Origin of the sequence: Parabacteroides chongii, assembly GCF_029581355.1 — a bacterium.
Lineage (GTDB): Bacteria > Bacteroidota > Bacteroidia > Bacteroidales > Tannerellaceae > Parabacteroides > Parabacteroides chongii.
In genome coordinates this window covers 5,945,600-5,964,398 of record NZ_CP120849.1, presented here as the reverse complement: position 1 = coordinate 5,964,398, position 18,799 = coordinate 5,945,600, and the positions used below count along the sequence as shown (strand labels likewise).

The window sequence follows — 18,799 nt, the reverse complement described above, 5'->3', positions numbered from 1 at the left end:
TCCGGCTTTTTGTCTATTACGATCACATCTCGTCAAACTTCTTCATTTCCTGTTCTTTTAATTTGTCGACAATCTTAGTGTAGGGCTTCATCGCTTTTATGTCATTATGCCCGGTCCACCTCATAATTACCTGGGGAGATATGCCGAGTGTGAGTGCATTAACGACAAAGGTCTTTCTTGCAACATGGGTAGTCAGCACCTCCCATTTTTTTACTGTACGTTCCATTCGTTTACTACCAACATACCATACTTCAGTCATTTCTTCATTCATTTCAGCGAGCTGGCCTAGCTCTTTCAAGTAGTCATTATAATTTTGATTGCTAATAACCGGGAGCGCCTTGCCCTTTTTAATATCTAAGTCTTTATATTTATCCAGTATTGCCCGGCTATATTTGTTCAATTCAATGTTTATATTATCAACGTCCTTTATGGTTACAATATCTATTTTGGTATCTTTGATGTCTGTTTTTTTTAAGTTGTAAACATCCGAGTATCTTAATCCCGTAAAACAGCAAAAGCAAAATACGTCTCTTACTTGGGCTAGTCTGGTATTTGATATTTCCATCATATATAAATTCATAAGCTCTTCCCAGTCTAAATATATCACTTTTTTAAATCAAAATTAGCACCCTTCAGTTTGGGCTTATACCGTTTATAGGACTGATTAGTCAGATAACCTTTTAGATCCGCCCATAACAAAAACTGTTTTATAAATCTGAGGTATTTGTTGAGTGTGGTATTGCGTATGCCTCTTTTATCGCGCATAAAGTCCAGGATATTTTGCAGCTCTTCGTCCGTTAACTCTTCAAATGTCAAGTGGGGGTTATATTGTTCCAGCAGGTGTTTGACAGAGTTATGCTTATAATAAGAACTGGTGCTCCATGCATTCTGTCTCCCGGTTGTATCTATAAATTCTTTGTATCGATCAAAGAAACTGACCTTTTCCGGTGTTTCTTTTTTAACTTTTCCGGATGCTATTTTATATTTGTCTTTAATTTGTTCAACCGTGGGCATTTCGTCGGCTATCTCAAACTCTCTGAATATGCCTTGAAGGTTTGACCGCATCTTTTCCAGGTCGAAGTTTATCTCAGAAGATGAAAAGCCCATTTCGTTAAAGCATCCATTTTTGACCATACCCTTTTCAGGTATAAACTTAGATGCATCAATTCGGTGACCAGTTGACATAATGATCCTTTGTCTGTTAAAAGTGACACAGCATCGGATGGGGACATTCTTTACTATCAGGACTCCGTCCTTTTTCCTTTTTTCTAATTCGAATGTAATACTCCTTTTTATCATGATATTATAAGATTTGCGTGTAACGCTGCAAATTTACACGCAAAAATATGATTACATATGAGTATCTGTGATTATATGTGACTATATAGATTTATTTAACTCTTTAATATTGAGTGCTGGTGACTATGTATGATTATTGGTGATCATAAAGATTCTGATCTCTCCAGCTCCACAATAAGCGTTGTAATCATTTGATTTACAGCGCTTATTTTGTTTTGCACTCAAAACTACACGCAAAAATCAAAATTGTATCCTAAAAATGGAAGAACTGATAGGGCAAAGATAGACAATTATGTATATAATCACCTAAATTCATTATTCCTTTCTTTATATCAATATTTATAGTACATTTGTGCTATTAGATATTAGCAAAGCCATTACTTATAATTCATATTACATAATTCATTATTAATTTAATTAAGAATTATGTATGTTTAAAGATATTGCAGAGATAAGATCGATAAGAGAGCAAATAGCTCATCTGTCGAAAAGAGAAAAAGAGTTGACAGAACCAATGTTGACTGATTTAGACATGATCCCTGTTTTATACAAGTGGTTCACGGAAATTATCGCTAAAAGAGATTGCCCGCCTAGACCGGAAAGTGTAACTCAGAGAAAAAAATTCCTCTATATTGTCCTTTCGTTATATTCTCCTTCGGCATTGGCTGGAGGTAAAATGAAAAGTGGATTAAGAGAAAAGGTTGGGGAAGTATGGGGATTGCATGGAAAATCAGCCGTGTCCGATAATTTGAAGAACTTAGTATTTCATTGTCAAATATATGATGAATTTAAGCAGGACATTGAATATATATATAAAGAAATAGTTGAAAGATTATAAAAACACGACAATCACTCTAATGTCGTGTTTTATCTATCATCCAATTTACTCACCTCGATACGCATTAATACCTTTGAGTAAAACTATAACTCAAGGGTATGCCTCTAACTATAAAACAAGAAAACTTTTGTAATTATTACCTCGAATGTGGAAACGCGTCTGAGGCTTATAGACGTGCGTATTCTTGTTCGAAGATGAAAGACGAGTCTGTCAATAGCAGGGCGTATGAGCTCTTAAAAAGAAGTGAGATAGCGGCTAGGGTAAAACATCTGCAGAAAGAGTTAAGGGACAGGTCTGATTTAAATAAGGACGAAGCGGTTGGTATATTAACCAATATTGCCCGTGCAAATGTCGTTGATATGCTGGAGATCAGGAGAACTGCCAATTTTCGTGTATTCTTGATCAAGGATCTTTCCAAACTGCCTGTTTCGTTTCAATTGGCTATTCAGTCGGTCAAAAGTACAGATAAAGGATTCGAAGTTAAAATGTACTCGAAGATAGACGCTTTAGACCGTCTGTCAAAGATGATGGGCTGGGATGCTCCGGAAAAAAAGGATATAACCAGCAATGGTAATCCCATAGGTCAGGATATCAAAATCGAAGTGATAGATAAACGGAGTCAAATAGATGAAGATACAGACGACTAAAATATACTCCGAAGTGCAAGGTGCTCTTGATGCCGGATATAAGATTGTCTCGGCTCAAGGATCATCACGAAGCAGTAAGACCTATAACATACTTATCTTCCTGCTGGCTTATGTTATCCAGCATCCTAAATGTTCTTTGTCTATTGTCCGCAAGACGTTGCCGGCACTCAAAGGTTCTGTATTTAGAGACTTCAAGGAGATAATGATGGATAAGTTTAAATTGTGGGATGGGCGGTGTATGAACAAGTCAGAAATGGTATATACTTTGCCTAATGAGTCTTTTATTGAATTCTTCTCTACCGACGACGAACAGAAGATAAGAGGGCGTAAGAGAAATATCCTGTATTGTAACGAAGGAAATGAAATATCATTTTTGGAATGGCAGCAGCTCATCATGCGTACCACTAATTTTTCTATTATAGACTACAATCCGTCATTCTCAGACGAACATTGGCTGTGTGAGCTAAACAAGGATCCACGTACGTATCATTTCATTTCTACATATAAAGATAATCCATTTTTAGAACAGACTATTATTGACGAGATAGAATCTCTTAAACACAAAAATAAGGTTTTATGGACGGTATACGGCTTAGGACAGCAAGCTATGGCAGAAGGCTTGGTCTTCCCCGAATATGAAATAGTGGATAGTTTCCCGGAAAAAGCCAAACAAGTTGCGGTTGGCCTTGACTTCGGCTACAGCTCTGATCCAACGGCTATTGTAAAATGTGGTATTCTTGATGATCGGATGTATTTGGACGAGCAATGTTATCGAACGCATATGCTCACAAGCGAAATAATCAAAGAGTTGAAAAAGCTTCGGTTATTTGTGTATGCTGACAGTGCCGATCCTAGACTAATACAAGAGATCGCCAATTCCGGTGTCATTATCTTCCCTGCTGATAAATACAAAGGTTCTGTAATGGGAGGTCTGTTTAAAATGATGGAATATAAGTTGTGTGTGACAAGACGATCTACCAATTACATCAGAGAATTAAAGAATTATGTATATGAACAGAACAAGGATGGAAAGTTTATAAACCAGCCTATTGACGCGTACAACCATTTGATTGATGCTACAAGGTATTATACGATAGGTAAACTTTTGGGCAAGGTTCTAGTTTCAAAGCAATACAATAAAGAGGATTTAGGCATATACTAACAATAAAATATATGGGATCAATATTAGACTACATAGTAGATATATTTAGAGGACAGTCAATGAACGACTCTACTAAAAGTAAAGACTTAATCACGCTCATAAAAGAGAAGGATATAAGTCAGGCTATGGAGTTGTTTCAGAATAGAGATTTGGAAGTACTAGAGGCTATCAAGGAGTATGACCCCGCTCTACATGATGTAATGAGCAGGCCAAATAAATTAAGAAAAGGTAAAGAACCGTATGTGACGGAAAAATTGCCTAGGAGATGGCAGGCATACATTAACGAAGTCGCTTTGTTTTTCCTACTAGGGCAGCCCATTAAATGGAGTAAAAATAATCCTGACATTCAGGATGATGCTTTTGACGCATATATCCAGTTTTTGAAAGATACCCGGTTTGATACAACCATGAGGCAAGCAAAACGCTTAGCTGGTTCCGAAACGGAGTCTGCTAAATTATACCATATTTACCGAAACGAAGAGACTGGCAAGGCAGAGGTAAAAGTTGTTTTATTGGCAAAATCACTAGGGTATACATTGCGTCCACTTTTTGATCAATATGGGACTATGCTTGCCTTTGGGTATGGCTATTACCTGAAAGAAGGGGTTAATACAGTAGAACATTTTGATATACAGACGCCAAAAGTCATTTATAGATGTCGAAAGGCGACTGTAGGATGGGAAGTTGTCCCTGTTATCAATCCTACGGGTAAAATAAATGTGATTTATTACCAACAGGAAAAGGAATGGGAAGGTGCTCAGCCCCGTATAAAAAGAGACGAATATGTTGATTCAAAGTCGGCTGACACTGTTAATTATTTTGCCGACCCTAAAGCTAAAGTTTCGGCAGACGTATTAGAATCTCTTAGCGATCCGGATAATGTAGGCGAAGTAATTAGGTGTTTTGGGCGGACAGTTTATTTGAATATGTTGCTCCTCCCGATTCAGTAGAACTTAAAAAGTTTGAAAAAGAAATATTGAAAGAATCAATATTGAATGACACTTTTACGTTCAACTTTTCCCCTGAAAATACTAAAGGACTGGGTACTTTGACAGGAGAAGCCCTAAAGCGGGCTATGGCTCCGTCTTATATAAAAAAAGGATAACCGCAAAGAAATATATGAAATCGCCGTAGACAGAGAAAAGAATTTAATTCTAGCTATAATGAAGAATGTCACTCATATTTCTCTCAGAGAAAAATTGGACGCTCTTCAAATAGATTTCGAATTTTCGGAACCGTTCCAGGAGGACACGGATAAAAGATGGTCTGCTATTGGTAAACTTCGCTCCGATGGCATTGCTTCTATTGAAACGGCAGTCAAGTTATTGGGGCTCGTTGATAACCCATCTGACGAAATAAAAAGCATCTTGGAAGAAAAAAGACAAAGAGAATCTAATAACAATAGTTTTAATGAAAATGGCGAAAAGTTGAACAAATAAATAAAACACATAAATCATGGCAACATCGTTAAATTGGACAAAGCAAGGAGATAAATATGTAAGCGATGCATTTGATATGGCATCAGATAGCGCCGGTTTACAAGTAGTAACAAATAATAAAGCTGATGTTCTTGTCGAAATCAGTATAGATGGGACAATATGGCGTACAGCTGCTTTTAATTACAGAGGCGTAAAGGCTGTAGTAGATGTTATTAGTGGCGGCAAAGCTGGATTGAAAATCCGAATTGTTACAACCGAAGAACCTTCATCCATACAAATACTCCAATGATAACTCTCAGCAACATCAACATATCTCACGTCCTCTATCCTAGGATAGACCTAGCCGGGATTCGGCTAGGTGTTGGAGGTGGCGGAAGGGGACAGACTAGTCCTGTTCCTGGTTTGGAGGGTATAATTGGTCTTTACTCTGGTAAAGGACTAACTAATACAGAAATGGTGGCAAACCCAGTATGGAAAGATAAATCCGGATTGGGGAATGATTTGCAGATGAAGAACTTTTTGTGGAAGTTGGGTAGCGGGTGCGGAAGTTATAAAGAAGATTATACAAATTGGGTCCTGTCCCTTGCAAGAGTTGAAGCTACAAAGACCTATAAATCCTTTAATGTTACAGCCGTAAAAGAAACAAACATATCGCTGTACTATCAGTCAACATCAGGCGAATCAGCTCGTACTATTCAGGGAGCTACGATAAAGGTTACAGGATTAGCAGACGGACAGGAGCTCCGTTATATCAGCAATCAAATTCGTGTTTACAATATAACTTCTGATGGAGTGTACAAATTACCATCAATTGAATTTGAAGGAGGTGGTAAATATTATGGGTTTACATTTTCCAAATTACAAGAATCCTGCAACATTACCATCGAACAAATCCCTGACTACTCCGGAGCTATCGTCTTTGACGGAGTAGACGATTATGGAATATGTGAGACGTTTCCTATCCTGACAAAGGAGAAAGGGTATACGGTGATGGCGCTCAGGAAGTGGATAGCAAGGGATAATAAATATGAGGGATTAGTTAGTAATATTAAGAATTGGAATACAGATGGCGCATTTTTATTAGAGTACAAAAACAACATCGATTATGCTGTTAATTTTGGTGATCTTACCAGTATAACCATTAGCGATTATCCTATCGTTTATCAAACAAGTCAATATTATAATGATCAAGAAATATTGCAGGAAGATGATAGATTAGGTTCTAACGTTCTGTTGGTAGGAAAATTAGCAAAAACGGATTTGAATATTTTTCTAATTTCGCCCTCTACTCCCTAGTCATAATAGACCATGACACAACAGAAGAAGAGCGTCAGCTGGTTATTGACTACTGGAAAAAAGAGTTTCCCTGGTTATTCTTTGATCAAGCCTGGACTGTTACGGGTAAGACCAACGAAGATTCAGACCGTGCTACGATAGCTAATTTGACCGATAATGGCAATGATTTAGTGTTATCTAATTTCTTATTTGCAGGGAATAGTGGGTATGGGCTGTATTATCAATATTTTGGTAAAAACTTTGTTCTACAAAATGATGCAGCATTCCCATCTTGGGCATTTAACAGTAATTATTCTATATCTCAATATTATAGAGTTTCGTTAAACAGTCCATTTAAATGTTATTGGACAAGTTCAGCCTTGCAAGAATCTGTTAAAATTAGATTCAAATTAACTGGAATGATGGAAGGTGATGTTTTAGCATTTGGATCTACAACTAATTATCCAAATACTTGGAATAAAGATGGTATTTATATAATTGATTTACCAGCATCTTCTAGTAGTTTGGGATTTTCGTTGCAAACTACAATTACAGAAGTAGAGAACAGACCAAATACTCCAGTAACTATTAAACTTTTACCATTTGACTATGAAGGCTACCTTGTTACTGATGGGGTAGATGATAAGGTAGATTCTAAGCTCCTTTTTGATTTAGGTAGTGATTGGACCATGGTGGGAGACTGGGAGTTTGTCAATAATAATAATAATGACAACGCTGGTTTGGTTAAATATAATCAAATTTATATCTACAATAGATTGAATGGCTCCCGAGTTTATTTGAAACAAGGTAGTACTGCTTATGTTTTTGCAGGTAAAAAAATTAAGGGCATAACATCAAATGGTAAGCTTTATGATGAAAGCTGGAATGAATATAATGTTGACCCAGTTGGAAGCAGTATTGATATAAAAGATTTACTTAGATTAGGCTATTTTGGTAATAATTTCGCCCAAGTAGCTTTCAAAAACCTAGGAATCTACAACAATCGTGTCCTGAGCAAAGAACAGTGCATACAAGCATATAATTATTTACAAACCCTCAAAAACAAATAATATGAATTACGCAATAGTAAACTTACCATGGGCAAAGTCCCACGGTATTGAAATACTTCCTGAAATGAGAACAAGTGTTGATCAGAGCAAGGTAATCCTGCATGAAGAGTACCTCTCTCCTTTCAGCAATGAAGACTTCCCGCGTTACCGGTTCGGTGATCCTGAATTTACCGAATTATTAAACAGTGAAGAATGGGCTTATCCCGAAGGACAGGAGCCGGTAGTCAACCGGCAGTTTAGCCGTCTCCTTGCACTCGACAAGCTCGAAGCCGAAGCGACGAAAGAGATAAATACTTATAGCCTGTCAGCGAAAGAAGCACTGCAGGTAAAGAGCCATTACCCGGAATGGAAGTCCGGGATAGAAGTAAAGGCCGGGGAAAGGTATAGGCTGAACGATGTCCTGTGGGAATGTGTCAAAGACCATACAACGCAGAAAAACTGGAAACCAGGAACGGAGACATTAAGTCTGTGGAAGACCGTAGATGCGGACGAACATGCCGGGACAATGGAAGACCCTATTCCATATACGCAAAATATGGAACTATCGTTTAACAAGTACTATACACAAGATGGTGTCTTGTATCTCTGCATCCAGGCTATGACACCCGGACCGTACGATTTAAAGGACGTACCGGCACATGCACAGCCGATCAAGCAATAGAAATAAAGAGTCCTTCCCTTTCGTATATGGGATGGACTCTTGTTTATACAAAATTATTCCCCAAAACCAAGATCATTTCTCCTCCTTTTACTCCTTATCTCATCTATTTCACGACAATAGCTCCATTGTCGTGTATCGCTCCCTTTAATATTTTATCCTCCTTTTAGTGCAAGTTACCTTTACGACAGGTATTTAAAACTAATGTATTCGATATGAAAGAAAAAATTTTCAATCTCTTAAAACAATCTTATTCAAACTTTGGGTTAAGCGATGATATTCTGCAGGGGCAAGCTGAAGCACTCGCTAATACAGGTCTTGTAACTGAGGACAATTTGCAGACTGTCGTAGACGGTCAAAAATCTTTCCTTTCTTCTCTTCAAAGCGGTATTGACAAACGAGTGACGGACGCTGTCAATAAAGCTAAAGGAGAAAAAGAGAAGAGCCTGCTGGTGGGGGCGAGCAGAAAAAAAACGAACCCGATCTGCAGAAGATGATTGAGGAAGCTCTTGCGGCAAAGCTGTCTCCTATACAGGAAGAGCTTAATGCTTACAAAACGAAGGAACAACAGACGGCAAGGGCTAATATGATCGCTTCTAAAGCAAAAGAACTCGGTATCCCGGAATGGAGAGCTAAAGAGGATTTGCTATCACTCCCGAAATGGATGAAGCTGCAATTAACTCTTATTTAGCTGGCATTAAGCAAAACATTGTTACCGCAGGGCTTGAGAGTAGTAACGCATCAGGCGTATTGTCTACATCAGACGACAAAGCAAAAGAAGAGGCTGATCAGTGGGCTAAAAATCTGCCTGACGCAAATTAACCATTAAAAAACAGAAAAAATGGGAGTTAAATTTGAAGGTAAATCTTATAGCGGCAATATGCCAGTGTTTTGGCGAGGAGAGGCTAAGATTCTCCTGGCGGCTATAAATTATTGCAGACATTTCCTAAGGGGACTGTCATTAAAAAAGGGACACCTTTACACATTGTATCAGGTACTTTGACTGCTGCTGTTTCCAAAAATGCAAAAGTCATATCAGGCGGAACAACGACAAAGCCTAGAGTGCCAAAAGGTACATTGTTCCAGGTTAATGATGTTGTAATGAAAATCGGAGAAACAACCGGCGTGACGGTTTCCTCTATTGATTCATCGAATGCTGATTACGATGTATTGACTCTATCTGCAGCTATTACAGGACTTGTGGCAGATGACACCTTGATCGAAGCCACTGCTACATCTGACTCTGCTGCAAAATATGAGCCTAATGCCGTAGTCGGTGAAGATACTGAGCCACTTGCAGGGGACGATCAGGATACTGTTTCTGCAGCTTATGATGCTGTAGTACTCTTGGGTTATGTCCCGGATATTCCTGCGTCTTGGAAACAGGGTCTTTGCTTAAAAAACAACCCTAATATTATTTACGTAAAACAGTAATACTATGCGAGATAAATTTCAATACAGTTCTTTGTTTGGAGAGCTTACAAAGCAGGTTCAATTACGATTTGATGCGGTATCAAGACAGCATAAACTATTGTTTGATAATGTATTCTATGAGAGATTTTTAATTGGGATTATCCCTCTATCGGGTTGAATTTCGAAGAAATCAAGGGTAAGTACAATGTCACTATTGCTGCTGCGACAATTGACGACAAGTCGAAAGAGCCGGTACTTGGCACTCATGGGCTTGAAACTATCGCTCAAAAGGTGCTCCATCATGCAATTACATTGCCTTTGACGATTGATGACTACAGAAAGATTCTGCAAATTTTGGATAGTAAATCTATTCCGGAAGAAGCGGCAAAAAGACAGCTTATCGATCTTATGTGGGGCAATGTTAGAACTCCGGTTCAAGGTGTTCAGGCGAAAATGGATATCATTGCTATGGGTGCACTATCTAATGAAGGTATTGCCACATTGGATGAAACGAACAACCCGGAAGGTGGTGTTAAGACAACTATTGACTATAATATGCCTACAGAAAACAAAGGCAAGGTCACATTGAAATGGAATGATGATAACATAGCTAATGTAGACGTATTTGAAGACATTCAGGCTATCGTGGACGCTTTTTCTGATAAAGTAGTTTTTGATCGTATCTTACTTGCCCCTTCTAAGATATCTTATATCCTTCGAAGCAAGAAGATGAAGCAGGTTATCTTCGGAACAGATAAGCAGAATAGCCCATTGCTACTGAATGCCTTCAATGAATTTATGCGGTCGAATGAATTACCTATCCTGGAACCGGTAAGACGCCAGTGTTTGATTCAAAACAATGGTACATTTACTCCATACAATCCCTGGAATGCAAAGAACTTGGTCTTTATTCCTTCAGGTAGTTTAGGTACGATCAAAAATGCCTATGTTAACAGCGAATTGAGACCTGAACCTGGAGTTACTTACTCTAATTATGGTCGTATTCGCGTATCTCAGTGGGGAGTAGGAGAAACGCAAAATTCGAATGGTGTTGAGTTTGTAAAGGCTGAAACATATGCTTTGCCTGTGATCACTGAAATCAATGGTATCGCATCGTTGAACACTGAGCCGGATTAATTATGAAAGTATCTGATTACATAACACAAAAGATCGGTTCCTTCGGTATGAATTTATCGGAGGCCGATCTGCTGGATATGGCTTTGAGTGGTTCGTTTTCTCTTGATGATGAGATTACGCCAGGAAATAAGACTGAGGTAAACAAGGCTATGGCAATGTTTATTCCGTCGCTCCTGGCCCGTCCAACATCTATAAACGAAAGTGGATTTTCCATCTCTTGGGATAAGGACGGTCTCAAGGCTTATTATTCGCTGTTGTGTAAGCAATTAGGGTTAGAAAATGTGTTTTCAAGTCGAATATCTGACGCGTCAATGTATTGGTGATGTATTATGCTCCTCACATATTAGAACGAAAAGTCATTAAGGATTATGAATACGATGAATCCGGAAACCCGATACCAGGAACAAACGGTGAAGGATGGGAAAAACTTTGTAAATGCAAATGCTATGATCAAAGTGCAGACCGCGTTTATACAGTTAACGGTACTACCTATCCATATAAATATCGAGTTGTGACAGAACGTGTAAAAATTAATGCCGGTGATGTCGTTCGTGTCTTGAACGCTGACGGTTCTCTTCGTGGTGAGGGGATAGTAATCAATCCTATGACGACGGATTATCTAAACTATGGGCAAATATGGCTGGAATAGTAACTGCAAAATATGATTTCTCAGATGTTGATGATTTCTTCGAAGAAGCGTTTCGTGAGATTTTTGCTCATCTTGTCGAGATGGGAGAAAGGGCTTATGAAACGGCTTTTAGAGAAGGAAAATATAACAATATTACGGGAATTTACGCAGTTCTTTAGGTTATGTTGTGGCTCAAGATGGAAAGATAATTAAGGAGGGAGGCTTTAAGCAGATTCAAGGACGTGGTGAAAACTACGAAAAGGTATTCTTTACAACCAAGGCTCAGAAAACGGTTCAGTTTTGGGCAAAAGGAAAAGCTGGAGATGGCAGCGAAGGTAGCCGACAAGGTCTTGAATATGCGAGAAGCCTTGCCCGTAAATCGAAAGGTTTCACGCTTATTGTCGTTGCGGGTATGGATTATGCAAGTTTTGTCAATAGCAAGGGATTACGTGTGATTGATGATGCAGAGATAACAGTAAGGACAATGCTGCAATGATAGTTACAACGGACATACAGACAATACTTTATAAAGATGCCCAAAAACTGGGAATCAAGAAGGTTTATAAAGACGGAGCGGTTCCCGAAGGAGACGTGAAGTCCGAGCGGGTTGTTATTATCGTTAATTCGGTAGAGTCGGGTACCTATTGGAAAGCAGGATTTGTTCATGTGAATATCTGTATTCCTTACCTTGATCGTAAAGGAACAGCTCCTCTTACAAGACTTAATGCTTTAGAAAGGTTGGCTGTCAAGGAATTACATGCCACTTCTACTTACGACGGTACATCTTATACATACGAGGTCGATACGACAAGAATAGAAGAAGACAGGGATTTAAAATGTTTCTATGTAAATGTGAGAATATTATTTCAAGTATTAAATGTAAAAGAATAAGAATATGGCAGGAAGAACAGTATCCGTGATTGGAGTAAAGCAAATTCTTTATGGAGATCCATTAGAAGCAGCTCCAACTTATGCAACACTTGAATCATTGTTTACTTCTTTCAAAGAAGTTCCCAATGTACATCAAGGTACATATGAGTTTACCGAAGAAGACGGTACAACAACAGAGTATAAGGACGAATTGACCGGACAGACATACCGATCATCTTTTGAAGCAGGATCAGTAAGTCTAAACTGGACGATTGGCGCCTATGACTTTGACACTAAGGCGGAATTGATGGGTGGTAAACCATTGGATGATAGTAAAGGCTGGGAAAGAGGAAACTCCGGGGAACAGCGTTATAAATGCGTTGTTGCTGTATCTAATGATAATGTAGCGATTATTTTCCCTAAAGCAAATGTTATCGGGCGCGGAGCGTCTACCGATGGAGCCGTTGGTTTAGCTATTTCAGCTATTCCTTTGAAGGTTTCGACCACCATTGCCTCCGAATATCAGTTTGATGTTGAAGGCAAGACTTTAAAGGGAATTTAAAGTACCATTAATGAATCACAACAGAAAGGGGCAGGCGGATACATTCTGCCCGTCCCTTTCTTGCTTAATATGAATATCCAATGAACAAAGCAGCAAATTTAGTCGCTAACGCTATTTTGGGCGATGACCTCAAAGTCGTCATTTTGGGAAGTAAAGCATATACCATTCAGCCTCCAACAATAGCTGTCATTTGTAAATCAATAAAATATCTGTCTTGTATAGATCGTACCACAACAGGAAAAGAGGAACTAAGTAAAGCAAAGGAAGACCTGGAGAATATGCTGAAGGGATTATCAGTCTTTATTTTCGACGATCCTGAAAAGTATGTTGCAATTCAAGGAGCAACTCTAAAGGAACTAAAAGAAGCCTTGGAAACTGTTATTAAATTAATATCTGCAGAGGATTTTTTTGTCTGTGCCGCCTTAGCCGAGAGCGTGGCAAGAATGGCGGCGATACAAAAATAATAGGTAATGAGACCATGATGGGGCAAATTGCAACTTTCATGGAGGCATTGAAACTATCTTATAATGATGTTGTGTATAAAATCCCATACAGGAATCTATTATTGATGCAAAAAGATATTCTGCATCAAGTAACCGGTGACTTGCTCATTGAGCGTGATGGGCAGTATTTATTAAACAGACCAAAGAAAAAAGAGAATAATGGCTAAACTAAGTTTTGATGTATCAGCCAAATGGCAAGAGGTTCAGAAGCTGCGAGAAGAAGTAGAGGCATTAAAAGCTGTCCTTAAAGACTTCAATGTCGCTGGAGATCTCAAAGGCTTTGATGAATTGAACAAGAAGTATCAAGAATCGACACAGAAGCTGAAAGAATATGAACAGCAGGTTCAAAATTATCAACGTATTATAGATCAACTTAATGTTTCCAATGGAGTGGTAGAAGGCGCTAGAATGATGACATCAGAGCTTAATAACGCCACGGATGTATTTGTTGAACAACAGTTGAAAGTTAAAGCCTTAAATGAAGATATCAAGAAACTGAATAAGTCTTATTTTGCATTGTCTGATATTGATAAGCGGGGTCAAAAGGGGGCAAATATCTTAACTGAATTAAAGGAAATAACTCACCAATATACAATAGAAAATGAGGCTTTAAAAAAACTTAGGAAGGAATATTCTGACAACATTAAGATTGAAGGGGCTGCGGCTGATTCGCTTGTTGCATTGAGAAAACAGTTATCATTGCTTAATGCTGAATATGATCGTCTGTCTGCTTCGGATAGAAAGGCTGCGATCGGAACCGATTTACAAAAGCAGATACAGTCGTTGAATACTGAGATTAGTGCGGCAGAACAGGCTACCGGCCGGTATCAGCGAAATGTAGGAAACTACGCTTCTGCTTGGAATGGTTTGGGAATGTCGGTACAACAAGTAGCGAGAGAGTTGCCGTCTTTGGCAATAAGTTGGAATACTTTCTTTTTGGCCATATCAAACAACCTTCCTATACTTGTTGACGAATTAAAGAAGGCTTCAGCACAGTATAAAGCATTTAAGGCAGCTGTTGCCGCTGGGAATAATGATGTTGCAAAGGTTGCTCCTGTATGGAAACAGCTTATATCCTCCGTTTTCAGTTGGCAAACAGCGCTTGTAGTAGCTATAACTTTGTTATCTGTATATGGTAAAGATGTTATAGAGTGGACGAAGAGTTTATTTGGTGCTGATACGGCACAAAAGAGGTTGAATGAGTCATTGAAAGAATTTAACAACTTACAACGTAATGCTTCAGAAAAAACATTAGAAGAGATTTCTAAATTGAATTTATTATATGGCGTATCCCAGAACATTGCTTTATCTATTGATGTACGAAAAAAAGCTGTAGAGAAACTTCAGCAAATGTACCCTGATTATTTACAAAATCTTTCAGAAGAAGCAATTTTGGCTGGAAAGGCAAACGAAGCATATAGATTGCTTGTTGAAAATATACAGAATATCGCTTCATTAAAATTAATCGAAGATCAAAGAACAAAATCTGCAGAAGCTTTAACAGAGGCTAAAAAAAGAAATGGATCTACAATTGAAGATCAACAACCTAATGAAAGAAAATAAGGCTGTCAACGAAGATGAATTGATAAAAAATGCTTCTGCTTTTAGCCGTAATTATGGGAACTATATTAAGAATTTAATCAACTCCCGTAATTCAGCACAAAAGGCACAGAAGGCTATACTGGAAGATATTAAGAAATGGAGTGATCAATATGCTAATATACTCGGAAAATCATCAAATATAGAACAATTGGATGTTTTGTTTCGAGATATGAAAAGAATATCAGGGTTATAAAGAAACAATAGATCAATTAAATCGAAGTTTATCACTTAGCGAAATAACACAAGAGGAGTACAATAGAAGGGTAAATGAGGCTAAAGGAGAATTGATTGCTGCTGCTGATGCCGCAAATATAGGAGGATCTGAACTAGAGAAAATGCGAGACGAATATATTGCATTTAATAAGGCCTCTATCGGTAAAGAACAGACTGAAAAGCAAAAAAAAGCAGAGAAAGCGAAAACAGATTCAGGAACGAATAAATAACGGACTACTCGACCTTCAACGCCGTAATGAACAATCTCAGATTGATTTGATGGAAGAAGGTTCCGAGAAGCGTATTGCTCAGATAGAATATGATTATGACCGTGAAATAGATGCTATCCGCAAAAGAGAAAAAAGAATGGAGGGAAGCTCAAGGGGGAAAATTAACCCAAGAACAAACTGTAGAGATAAAGACTGCCGTTACACAGGCTAAGACGACCCGTATGCGTTCAACTCAAGAGGTCGAAAACGAGCAGGTAGAAGCCCAGCGTAAAGCTATGAACGATTACCTGAAAGAATATGGTTCTTATCAGGAGAAGAAAATGGCTATTGCTGTGGAATATAGCCAAAAGATTGCGATGGCTGAGACCGAAGGTGAAAAATTAAGCCTTGGTAAGCAATGGGACAAGGAATTACTGGATCTTGAAATAAAAAAAAAAGAACTCAAATGCAATCATTGCCCTTTTCGGTGATATGCGAGATAAATCTTTGAAGGAGCTGCAGGAATTAGCCTCAAAAAGGGCAAGAAGCACTTGATTTTATAAAAAGTGGCAAATGGGATGCCACTATTGGGGCTAAATTAGGTATTACAGAAGATGAGTTCAGACGTTGGCAAGAGGCACCGGAAGCTATACAGCAAGCTGGTGAATCGCTAAGGGGAGTAAAAGATCAAGTAGAGACTTTACAGCCAGCATTTGATAAAGTAACCCAAGGCTTAAAACGTTTTTTCGCTGCAGGAGATGACCCTAAGAAGCTGAAAGAATCATTACAGCTTATAAATGAGGGTGTGAATGAGGTGATGTCTTCGGTTCAATTTTTGTCTGATACCTTTGGTAAATTAGGTGATTCGTTTGGAGGTGTATTCAGTGGTATTGCAGATGGTTTAAATATAGCAATGGATGCTGTTAATTCCGCTATGCAAGGCGCACAAGCTGGAGCAATGTTCGGTCAGATTGGTGCTGCTGCTGGTGCCGCTATTGGCGTTGTTACCTCTTTGGTATCGGCTATTGCTAAAATCCATGACAAGAAGAACGAAAAGCGTATCCAAAAACTGCAGGATCAGATTGATGTTCTCGACGCTTCATATGAAAAGCTGGGAAGGTCTATAGAAAAGGCTTATTCTACAAGTGCTGCACAGCTAATAAGTCAACAGGATGAGCTTTTAAAACAGCAAAAAATACTTATTCAGCAACAGATTAAGGAAGAACAGGACAAGAAAAAAACTGATGACGACCGAATAAAGGAATGGCAGAAACAATTAGAAGAGATCGATAACCAGCTTGAGGAAAATAAAGAAAAGGCTGTAGAGGCTATTACGGGTACCGATGTAATGTCTGCCATCGATGAATTTGCACAAGCTTATGCCGACGCATGGTCTTCAGGAGAAGATGCTGCAAAGTCTTCAATGAAAATTGTTCAGAATCTAATAAAAACAGCCATCATAAACTTTTTAAAGGACAAGCTTTCTCCTTCTGTAGAAGAGTTTATGAATAAGCTGGCGGATTATATGTCTGATGGCATCGTGTCTCCCTGGGAAGAGGCTGAACTGAACAAGCTGAAAGAAAAGATGGATGCTGAAGCTGAAAAGGTATTTGAGACTTCAAGCAAGTATCTCCAAGGAGAAGGAGATAAATATGAACAGAAAGCAACGGCTGGAGGCTTTGAGAATATGTCCCAAGAAAGTGCGGATGAACTTAATGGGCGCTTTACAGCTCTGCAAATGGCAGGAGAAGAAATCCTCTTATTCCTGCAAGGATCAGAACAGATTATGAGTTTGCTGTATATCAGAACAAGCGTAGATGCTATTTCTGTAAAAATAGGATCTTTGTATGATATTGCAGATGAAACTAGGACGATGATAGCCGGTATATATATAGAATTACAACAAATCAGTGATAATACGTCCAATACCGTTATTCAACTAAAGGAGGCTGTAAAACAATTAAAAAGCATAGACAACAACACTAAAAACATGTAATATTATGAATATAGAAGACGTAATTAATAAAGCTATATCTTTAGGAGCATGTAGTGAATCCGGCAAGGCTACCGACTGGAAAAGTCTCTGTTGGCTCTTCTTTTCCCCACAAGGAAGAGAATTTTGCGAGGATAACAATTATCCGTCAATAGATTTGTTCAGAGGTATGTCTAAGAATATAGAGCCATTCGGTATATATGTTGATCATGGTCACATTGAACTTCAAAATAAATCGAATATTGGTGTCATAGGGGATACGGAGGCTCATCTAGTCTATAATGACAACACTAAGGTACATAAGATTGTACTCATGCATGGCGGTAAGGCTACCATTGAGGCAGGTAACTATTCGGTTATTTTGCTGGTTAATATCGGGGAATGTGAAGTGAATATTATTAATGACGGAACAGCTAGAATATTATGACAGGAGATTTAAAAATAAATAGCGAAGATGCTTGGGGTACATGGAGAGTAGCAATGGGAACAGGTTTTATTGAATCTCTTCTTACCCCTGCCGGTCTCAAGGACTTTATCGAAAACGAAAGCCGACTAGAGAACGGCAAGCGGGTAATTTTCAATGATCCTAAAATAGCCAGCCGGGATGTTACTTTAACATTCAATATCCACGGAGATACACCGCAAGAGTACCTCTCAAATTATGCTAAGTTTACTGCTGAACTGCAAAAAGGAAAAGTACGTATTCAGGTGCCGGCTATTGGTATGACCTTTACTCTTGTGTATAAGAAATCCACTAGTTTCGCTCTTGACAGAAGCAGGATGAACAGTCGGCTGTCTGTTAAGTTTGAGGAGCCGGATCCCACATCAAGGTGAAATATAAGGGCGTGTTATTTTCACGCCCTTATAATAATGTGTTAATCAAATGAAGTGAACTTTTGATAAATCTTTAGCAAATGATTGTACCGACTTTTGTATCTTCTCAACGGTATTATGTGATGGCTTTCTATGACCTGTCATATAATGGCTTAATTGCCCTTGATTGATTCCTGTAATGCGCGATAAACCAGCTAAAGAGAAAGCTTTTGAGAATTGAGATAAAAAAGAAGCCATGTCATAAACAAATTCAAACTCTACTTCCTCAAAATATTTACCTTCTTCCTCAAAATATTTTTTTGTATCTTCATATCCGCCATGAAACATGGATACTGCTTCTTCTGCAGTTTTCCCGGGTTCCTGTAACCATATAGTCCAAATCATCTGAATCCATATATATGCTATATGTTCCATCATTGGCCCTTTCTATGATTGCCTTCACAATTT

The 18,799-nt window shown here is 38.4% G+C and carries 31 protein-coding genes; 28 read left to right on the top strand and 3 right to left on the bottom strand.

Features of this window, described 5'->3' with window-relative positions:
• Positions 1-22: 22 nt before the first annotated feature.
• Positions 23-568, bottom strand: coding sequence for a site-specific integrase (locus tag P3L47_RS23290; protein WP_277782318.1), 546 nt, complete (start codon positions 566-568; stop codon positions 23-25).
• Between the two features lie 35 nt (positions 569-603).
• The gene (locus P3L47_RS23285; RefSeq protein WP_277782317.1) at positions 604-1,134 is read right to left on the bottom strand and encodes a phage integrase SAM-like domain-containing protein; all 531 of its coding nucleotides are present in this window, start codon (positions 1,132-1,134) and stop codon (positions 604-606) included.
• Positions 1,135-1,729: 595 nt separating this feature from the next.
• Here P3L47_RS23285 and P3L47_RS23280 point away from each other — a divergent pair.
• The 28 genes from P3L47_RS23280 to P3L47_RS23145 all read left to right on the top strand — a co-directional run bounded on the left by P3L47_RS23280 (position 1,730) and on the right by P3L47_RS23145 (position 18,352).
• A complete protein-coding gene (locus P3L47_RS23280) occupies positions 1,730-2,137 on the top strand; it encodes a hypothetical protein (RefSeq protein ID WP_277782316.1) in 408 nt (135 codons plus the stop codon).
• Between the two features lie 98 nt (positions 2,138-2,235).
• On the top strand, positions 2,236-2,784 hold the full coding sequence (locus tag P3L47_RS23275; RefSeq protein ID WP_277782315.1) for a terminase small subunit: 549 nt from the start codon (positions 2,236-2,238) through the stop codon (positions 2,782-2,784).
• The gene (locus P3L47_RS23270; RefSeq protein WP_277782314.1) at positions 2,765-3,946 is read left to right on the top strand and encodes a PBSX family phage terminase large subunit; all 1,182 of its coding nucleotides are present in this window, start codon (positions 2,765-2,767) and stop codon (positions 3,944-3,946) included. The genes P3L47_RS23275 and P3L47_RS23270 overlap by 20 nt, the downstream gene beginning before the upstream one ends.
• Before the next feature lie 11 nt (positions 3,947-3,957).
• The gene (locus P3L47_RS23265) at positions 3,958-4,896 is read left to right on the top strand and encodes a phage portal protein (RefSeq protein ID WP_277782313.1); all 939 of its coding nucleotides are present in this window, start codon (positions 3,958-3,960) and stop codon (positions 4,894-4,896) included.
• Positions 4,897-5,061: 165 nt separating this feature from the next.
• A complete protein-coding gene (locus P3L47_RS23260) occupies positions 5,062-5,385 on the top strand; it encodes a phage portal protein (protein WP_345799085.1) in 324 nt (107 codons plus the stop codon).
• A gap of 16 nt (positions 5,386-5,401) precedes the next feature.
• Positions 5,402-5,674 carry a hypothetical protein gene (locus P3L47_RS23255; RefSeq protein WP_277782312.1) on the top strand — a complete coding sequence of 91 codons (273 nt, stop codon included), beginning with the start codon at positions 5,402-5,404 and terminating at the stop codon, positions 5,672-5,674.
• Positions 5,671-6,681, top strand: a complete 1,011-nt coding sequence (locus P3L47_RS23250) for a hypothetical protein (protein WP_277782311.1) — start codon at positions 5,671-5,673, stop codon at positions 6,679-6,681. Before P3L47_RS23255 ends, P3L47_RS23250 begins: the two co-directional genes overlap by 4 nt.
• A 146-nt stretch (positions 6,682-6,827) precedes the next feature.
• Positions 6,828-7,730 carry a hypothetical protein gene (locus P3L47_RS23245; protein WP_277782310.1) on the top strand — a complete coding sequence of 301 codons (903 nt, stop codon included), beginning with the start codon at positions 6,828-6,830 and terminating at the stop codon, positions 7,728-7,730.
• A 64-nt stretch (positions 7,731-7,794) separates the two neighbouring features.
• Positions 7,795-8,391, top strand: coding sequence for a carbohydrate-binding protein (locus P3L47_RS23240; protein ID WP_277782309.1), 597 nt, complete (start codon positions 7,795-7,797; stop codon positions 8,389-8,391).
• A 212-nt stretch (positions 8,392-8,603) separates the two neighbouring features.
• Positions 8,604-8,885, top strand: coding sequence for a hypothetical protein (locus P3L47_RS23235; protein ID WP_277782308.1), 282 nt, complete (start codon positions 8,604-8,606; stop codon positions 8,883-8,885).
• A gap of 163 nt (positions 8,886-9,048) precedes the next feature.
• Positions 9,049-9,210 (top strand): hypothetical protein, encoded by a 162-nt coding sequence (locus P3L47_RS23230; protein WP_277782307.1) that lies wholly within the window; start codon positions 9,049-9,051, stop codon positions 9,208-9,210.
• A 111-nt stretch (positions 9,211-9,321) separates the two neighbouring features.
• The gene (locus tag P3L47_RS23225) at positions 9,322-9,822 is read left to right on the top strand and encodes a hypothetical protein (protein WP_277782306.1); all 501 of its coding nucleotides are present in this window, start codon (positions 9,322-9,324) and stop codon (positions 9,820-9,822) included.
• A gap of 153 nt (positions 9,823-9,975) precedes the next feature.
• Positions 9,976-10,938, top strand: coding sequence for a major capsid protein (locus P3L47_RS23220; RefSeq protein ID WP_277782305.1), 963 nt, complete (start codon positions 9,976-9,978; stop codon positions 10,936-10,938).
• A 2-nt stretch (positions 10,939-10,940) separates the two neighbouring features.
• Positions 10,941-11,261 carry a DUF6706 family protein gene (locus tag P3L47_RS23215; RefSeq protein ID WP_277782304.1) on the top strand — a complete coding sequence of 107 codons (321 nt, stop codon included), beginning with the start codon at positions 10,941-10,943 and terminating at the stop codon, positions 11,259-11,261.
• On the top strand, positions 11,261-11,587 hold the full coding sequence (locus P3L47_RS23210; protein ID WP_277782303.1) for a hypothetical protein: 327 nt from the start codon (positions 11,261-11,263) through the stop codon (positions 11,585-11,587). Before P3L47_RS23215 ends, P3L47_RS23210 begins: the two co-directional genes overlap by 1 nt.
• Positions 11,575-11,745 carry a hypothetical protein gene (locus P3L47_RS23205; protein WP_277782302.1) on the top strand — a complete coding sequence of 57 codons (171 nt, stop codon included), beginning with the start codon at positions 11,575-11,577 and terminating at the stop codon, positions 11,743-11,745. The genes P3L47_RS23210 and P3L47_RS23205 overlap by 13 nt, the downstream gene beginning before the upstream one ends.
• Positions 11,746-11,753: 8 nt before the next feature.
• On the top strand, positions 11,754-12,062 hold the full coding sequence (locus tag P3L47_RS23200; RefSeq protein ID WP_277782301.1) for a hypothetical protein: 309 nt from the start codon (positions 11,754-11,756) through the stop codon (positions 12,060-12,062).
• Entirely contained in the window at positions 12,059-12,457 is a 399-nt protein-coding gene (locus P3L47_RS23195) for a hypothetical protein (RefSeq protein ID WP_277782300.1), read from the top strand. The genes P3L47_RS23200 and P3L47_RS23195 overlap by 4 nt, the downstream gene beginning before the upstream one ends.
• Positions 12,458-12,461: 4 nt before the next feature.
• On the top strand, positions 12,462-12,998 hold the full coding sequence (locus P3L47_RS23190) for a hypothetical protein (protein ID WP_277782299.1): 537 nt from the start codon (positions 12,462-12,464) through the stop codon (positions 12,996-12,998).
• An 80-nt stretch (positions 12,999-13,078) separates the two neighbouring features.
• On the top strand, positions 13,079-13,462 hold the full coding sequence (locus P3L47_RS23185; protein WP_277782298.1) for a hypothetical protein: 384 nt from the start codon (positions 13,079-13,081) through the stop codon (positions 13,460-13,462).
• Positions 13,463-13,476: 14 nt separating this feature from the next.
• Positions 13,477-13,668, top strand: coding sequence for a hypothetical protein (locus tag P3L47_RS23180; protein ID WP_277782297.1), 192 nt, complete (start codon positions 13,477-13,479; stop codon positions 13,666-13,668).
• A complete protein-coding gene (locus P3L47_RS23175) occupies positions 13,661-15,064 on the top strand; it encodes a hypothetical protein (protein WP_277782296.1) in 1,404 nt (467 codons plus the stop codon). Before P3L47_RS23180 ends, P3L47_RS23175 begins: the two co-directional genes overlap by 8 nt.
• Entirely contained in the window at positions 15,051-15,296 is a 246-nt protein-coding gene (locus P3L47_RS23170) for a hypothetical protein (protein ID WP_277782295.1), read from the top strand. Before P3L47_RS23175 ends, P3L47_RS23170 begins: the two co-directional genes overlap by 14 nt.
• A 91-nt stretch (positions 15,297-15,387) precedes the next feature.
• A complete protein-coding gene (locus tag P3L47_RS23165) occupies positions 15,388-15,546 on the top strand; it encodes a hypothetical protein (protein WP_277782294.1) in 159 nt (52 codons plus the stop codon).
• A gap of 110 nt (positions 15,547-15,656) precedes the next feature.
• The gene (locus P3L47_RS23160; protein WP_277782293.1) at positions 15,657-16,016 is read left to right on the top strand and encodes a hypothetical protein; all 360 of its coding nucleotides are present in this window, start codon (positions 15,657-15,659) and stop codon (positions 16,014-16,016) included.
• A gap of 314 nt (positions 16,017-16,330) precedes the next feature.
• Positions 16,331-17,521 (top strand): hypothetical protein, encoded by a 1,191-nt coding sequence (locus P3L47_RS23155; RefSeq protein ID WP_277782292.1) that lies wholly within the window; start codon positions 16,331-16,333, stop codon positions 17,519-17,521.
• A gap of 4 nt (positions 17,522-17,525) precedes the next feature.
• The gene (locus P3L47_RS23150) at positions 17,526-17,945 is read left to right on the top strand and encodes a hypothetical protein (protein ID WP_277782291.1); all 420 of its coding nucleotides are present in this window, start codon (positions 17,526-17,528) and stop codon (positions 17,943-17,945) included.
• Positions 17,942-18,352 (top strand): hypothetical protein, encoded by a 411-nt coding sequence (locus P3L47_RS23145; protein ID WP_277782290.1) that lies wholly within the window; start codon positions 17,942-17,944, stop codon positions 18,350-18,352. Before P3L47_RS23150 ends, P3L47_RS23145 begins: the two co-directional genes overlap by 4 nt.
• A 45-nt stretch (positions 18,353-18,397) precedes the next feature.
• On the opposite strand, the gene P3L47_RS23140 is transcribed toward P3L47_RS23145, so the two are convergent.
• On the bottom strand, positions 18,398-18,766 hold the full coding sequence (locus tag P3L47_RS23140) for a helix-turn-helix domain-containing protein (RefSeq protein WP_277782289.1): 369 nt from the start codon (positions 18,764-18,766) through the stop codon (positions 18,398-18,400).
• Positions 18,767-18,799: the final 33 nt, after the last annotated feature.

Coding starts and splice junctions, on each gene's coding strand:
- P3L47_RS23240 (WP_277782309.1), top strand. CDS start 7,795: ATGAGAACAAGTGTTGATCAGAGCAAGGTAATCCTGCATGAAGAGTAC.
- P3L47_RS23175 (WP_277782296.1), top strand. CDS start 13,661: ATGGCTAAACTAAGTTTTGATGTATCAGCCAAATGGCAAGAGGTTCAG.
- P3L47_RS23265 (WP_277782313.1), top strand. CDS start 3,958: ATGGGATCAATATTAGACTACATAGTAGATATATTTAGAGGACAGTCA.
- P3L47_RS23140 (WP_277782289.1), bottom strand. CDS start 18,766: ATGGAACATATAGCATATATATGGATTCAGATGATTTGGACTATATGG.
- P3L47_RS23150 (WP_277782291.1), top strand. CDS start 17,526: ATGAATATAGAAGACGTAATTAATAAAGCTATATCTTTAGGAGCATGT.
- P3L47_RS23190 (WP_277782299.1), top strand. CDS start 12,462: ATGGCAGGAAGAACAGTATCCGTGATTGGAGTAAAGCAAATTCTTTAT.
- P3L47_RS23180 (WP_277782297.1), top strand. CDS start 13,477: ATGATGGGGCAAATTGCAACTTTCATGGAGGCATTGAAACTATCTTAT.
- P3L47_RS23205 (WP_277782302.1), top strand. CDS start 11,575: ATGGCTGGAATAGTAACTGCAAAATATGATTTCTCAGATGTTGATGAT.
- P3L47_RS23290 (WP_277782318.1), bottom strand. CDS start 568: ATGATGGAAATATCAAATACCAGACTAGCCCAAGTAAGAGACGTATTT.
- P3L47_RS23250 (WP_277782311.1), top strand. CDS start 5,671: ATGATAACTCTCAGCAACATCAACATATCTCACGTCCTCTATCCTAGG.
- P3L47_RS23255 (WP_277782312.1), top strand. CDS start 5,402: ATGGCAACATCGTTAAATTGGACAAAGCAAGGAGATAAATATGTAAGC.
- P3L47_RS23160 (WP_277782293.1), top strand. CDS start 15,657: ATGCTATCCGCAAAAGAGAAAAAAGAATGGAGGGAAGCTCAAGGGGGA.
- P3L47_RS23285 (WP_277782317.1), bottom strand. CDS start 1,134: ATGGTCAAAAATGGATGCTTTAACGAAATGGGCTTTTCATCTTCTGAG.
- P3L47_RS23215 (WP_277782304.1), top strand. CDS start 10,941: ATGAAAGTATCTGATTACATAACACAAAAGATCGGTTCCTTCGGTATG.
- P3L47_RS23185 (WP_277782298.1), top strand. CDS start 13,079: ATGAACAAAGCAGCAAATTTAGTCGCTAACGCTATTTTGGGCGATGAC.
- P3L47_RS23210 (WP_277782303.1), top strand. CDS start 11,261: ATGTATTATGCTCCTCACATATTAGAACGAAAAGTCATTAAGGATTAT.
- P3L47_RS23280 (WP_277782316.1), top strand. CDS start 1,730: ATGTTTAAAGATATTGCAGAGATAAGATCGATAAGAGAGCAAATAGCT.
- P3L47_RS23275 (WP_277782315.1), top strand. CDS start 2,236: ATGCCTCTAACTATAAAACAAGAAAACTTTTGTAATTATTACCTCGAA.
- P3L47_RS23170 (WP_277782295.1), top strand. CDS start 15,051: ATGAAAGAAAATAAGGCTGTCAACGAAGATGAATTGATAAAAAATGCT.
- P3L47_RS23230 (WP_277782307.1), top strand. CDS start 9,049: ATGGATGAAGCTGCAATTAACTCTTATTTAGCTGGCATTAAGCAAAAC.
- P3L47_RS23145 (WP_277782290.1), top strand. CDS start 17,942: ATGACAGGAGATTTAAAAATAAATAGCGAAGATGCTTGGGGTACATGG.
- P3L47_RS23235 (WP_277782308.1), top strand. CDS start 8,604: ATGAAAGAAAAAATTTTCAATCTCTTAAAACAATCTTATTCAAACTTT.
- P3L47_RS23195 (WP_277782300.1), top strand. CDS start 12,059: ATGATAGTTACAACGGACATACAGACAATACTTTATAAAGATGCCCAA.
- P3L47_RS23270 (WP_277782314.1), top strand. CDS start 2,765: ATGAAGATACAGACGACTAAAATATACTCCGAAGTGCAAGGTGCTCTT.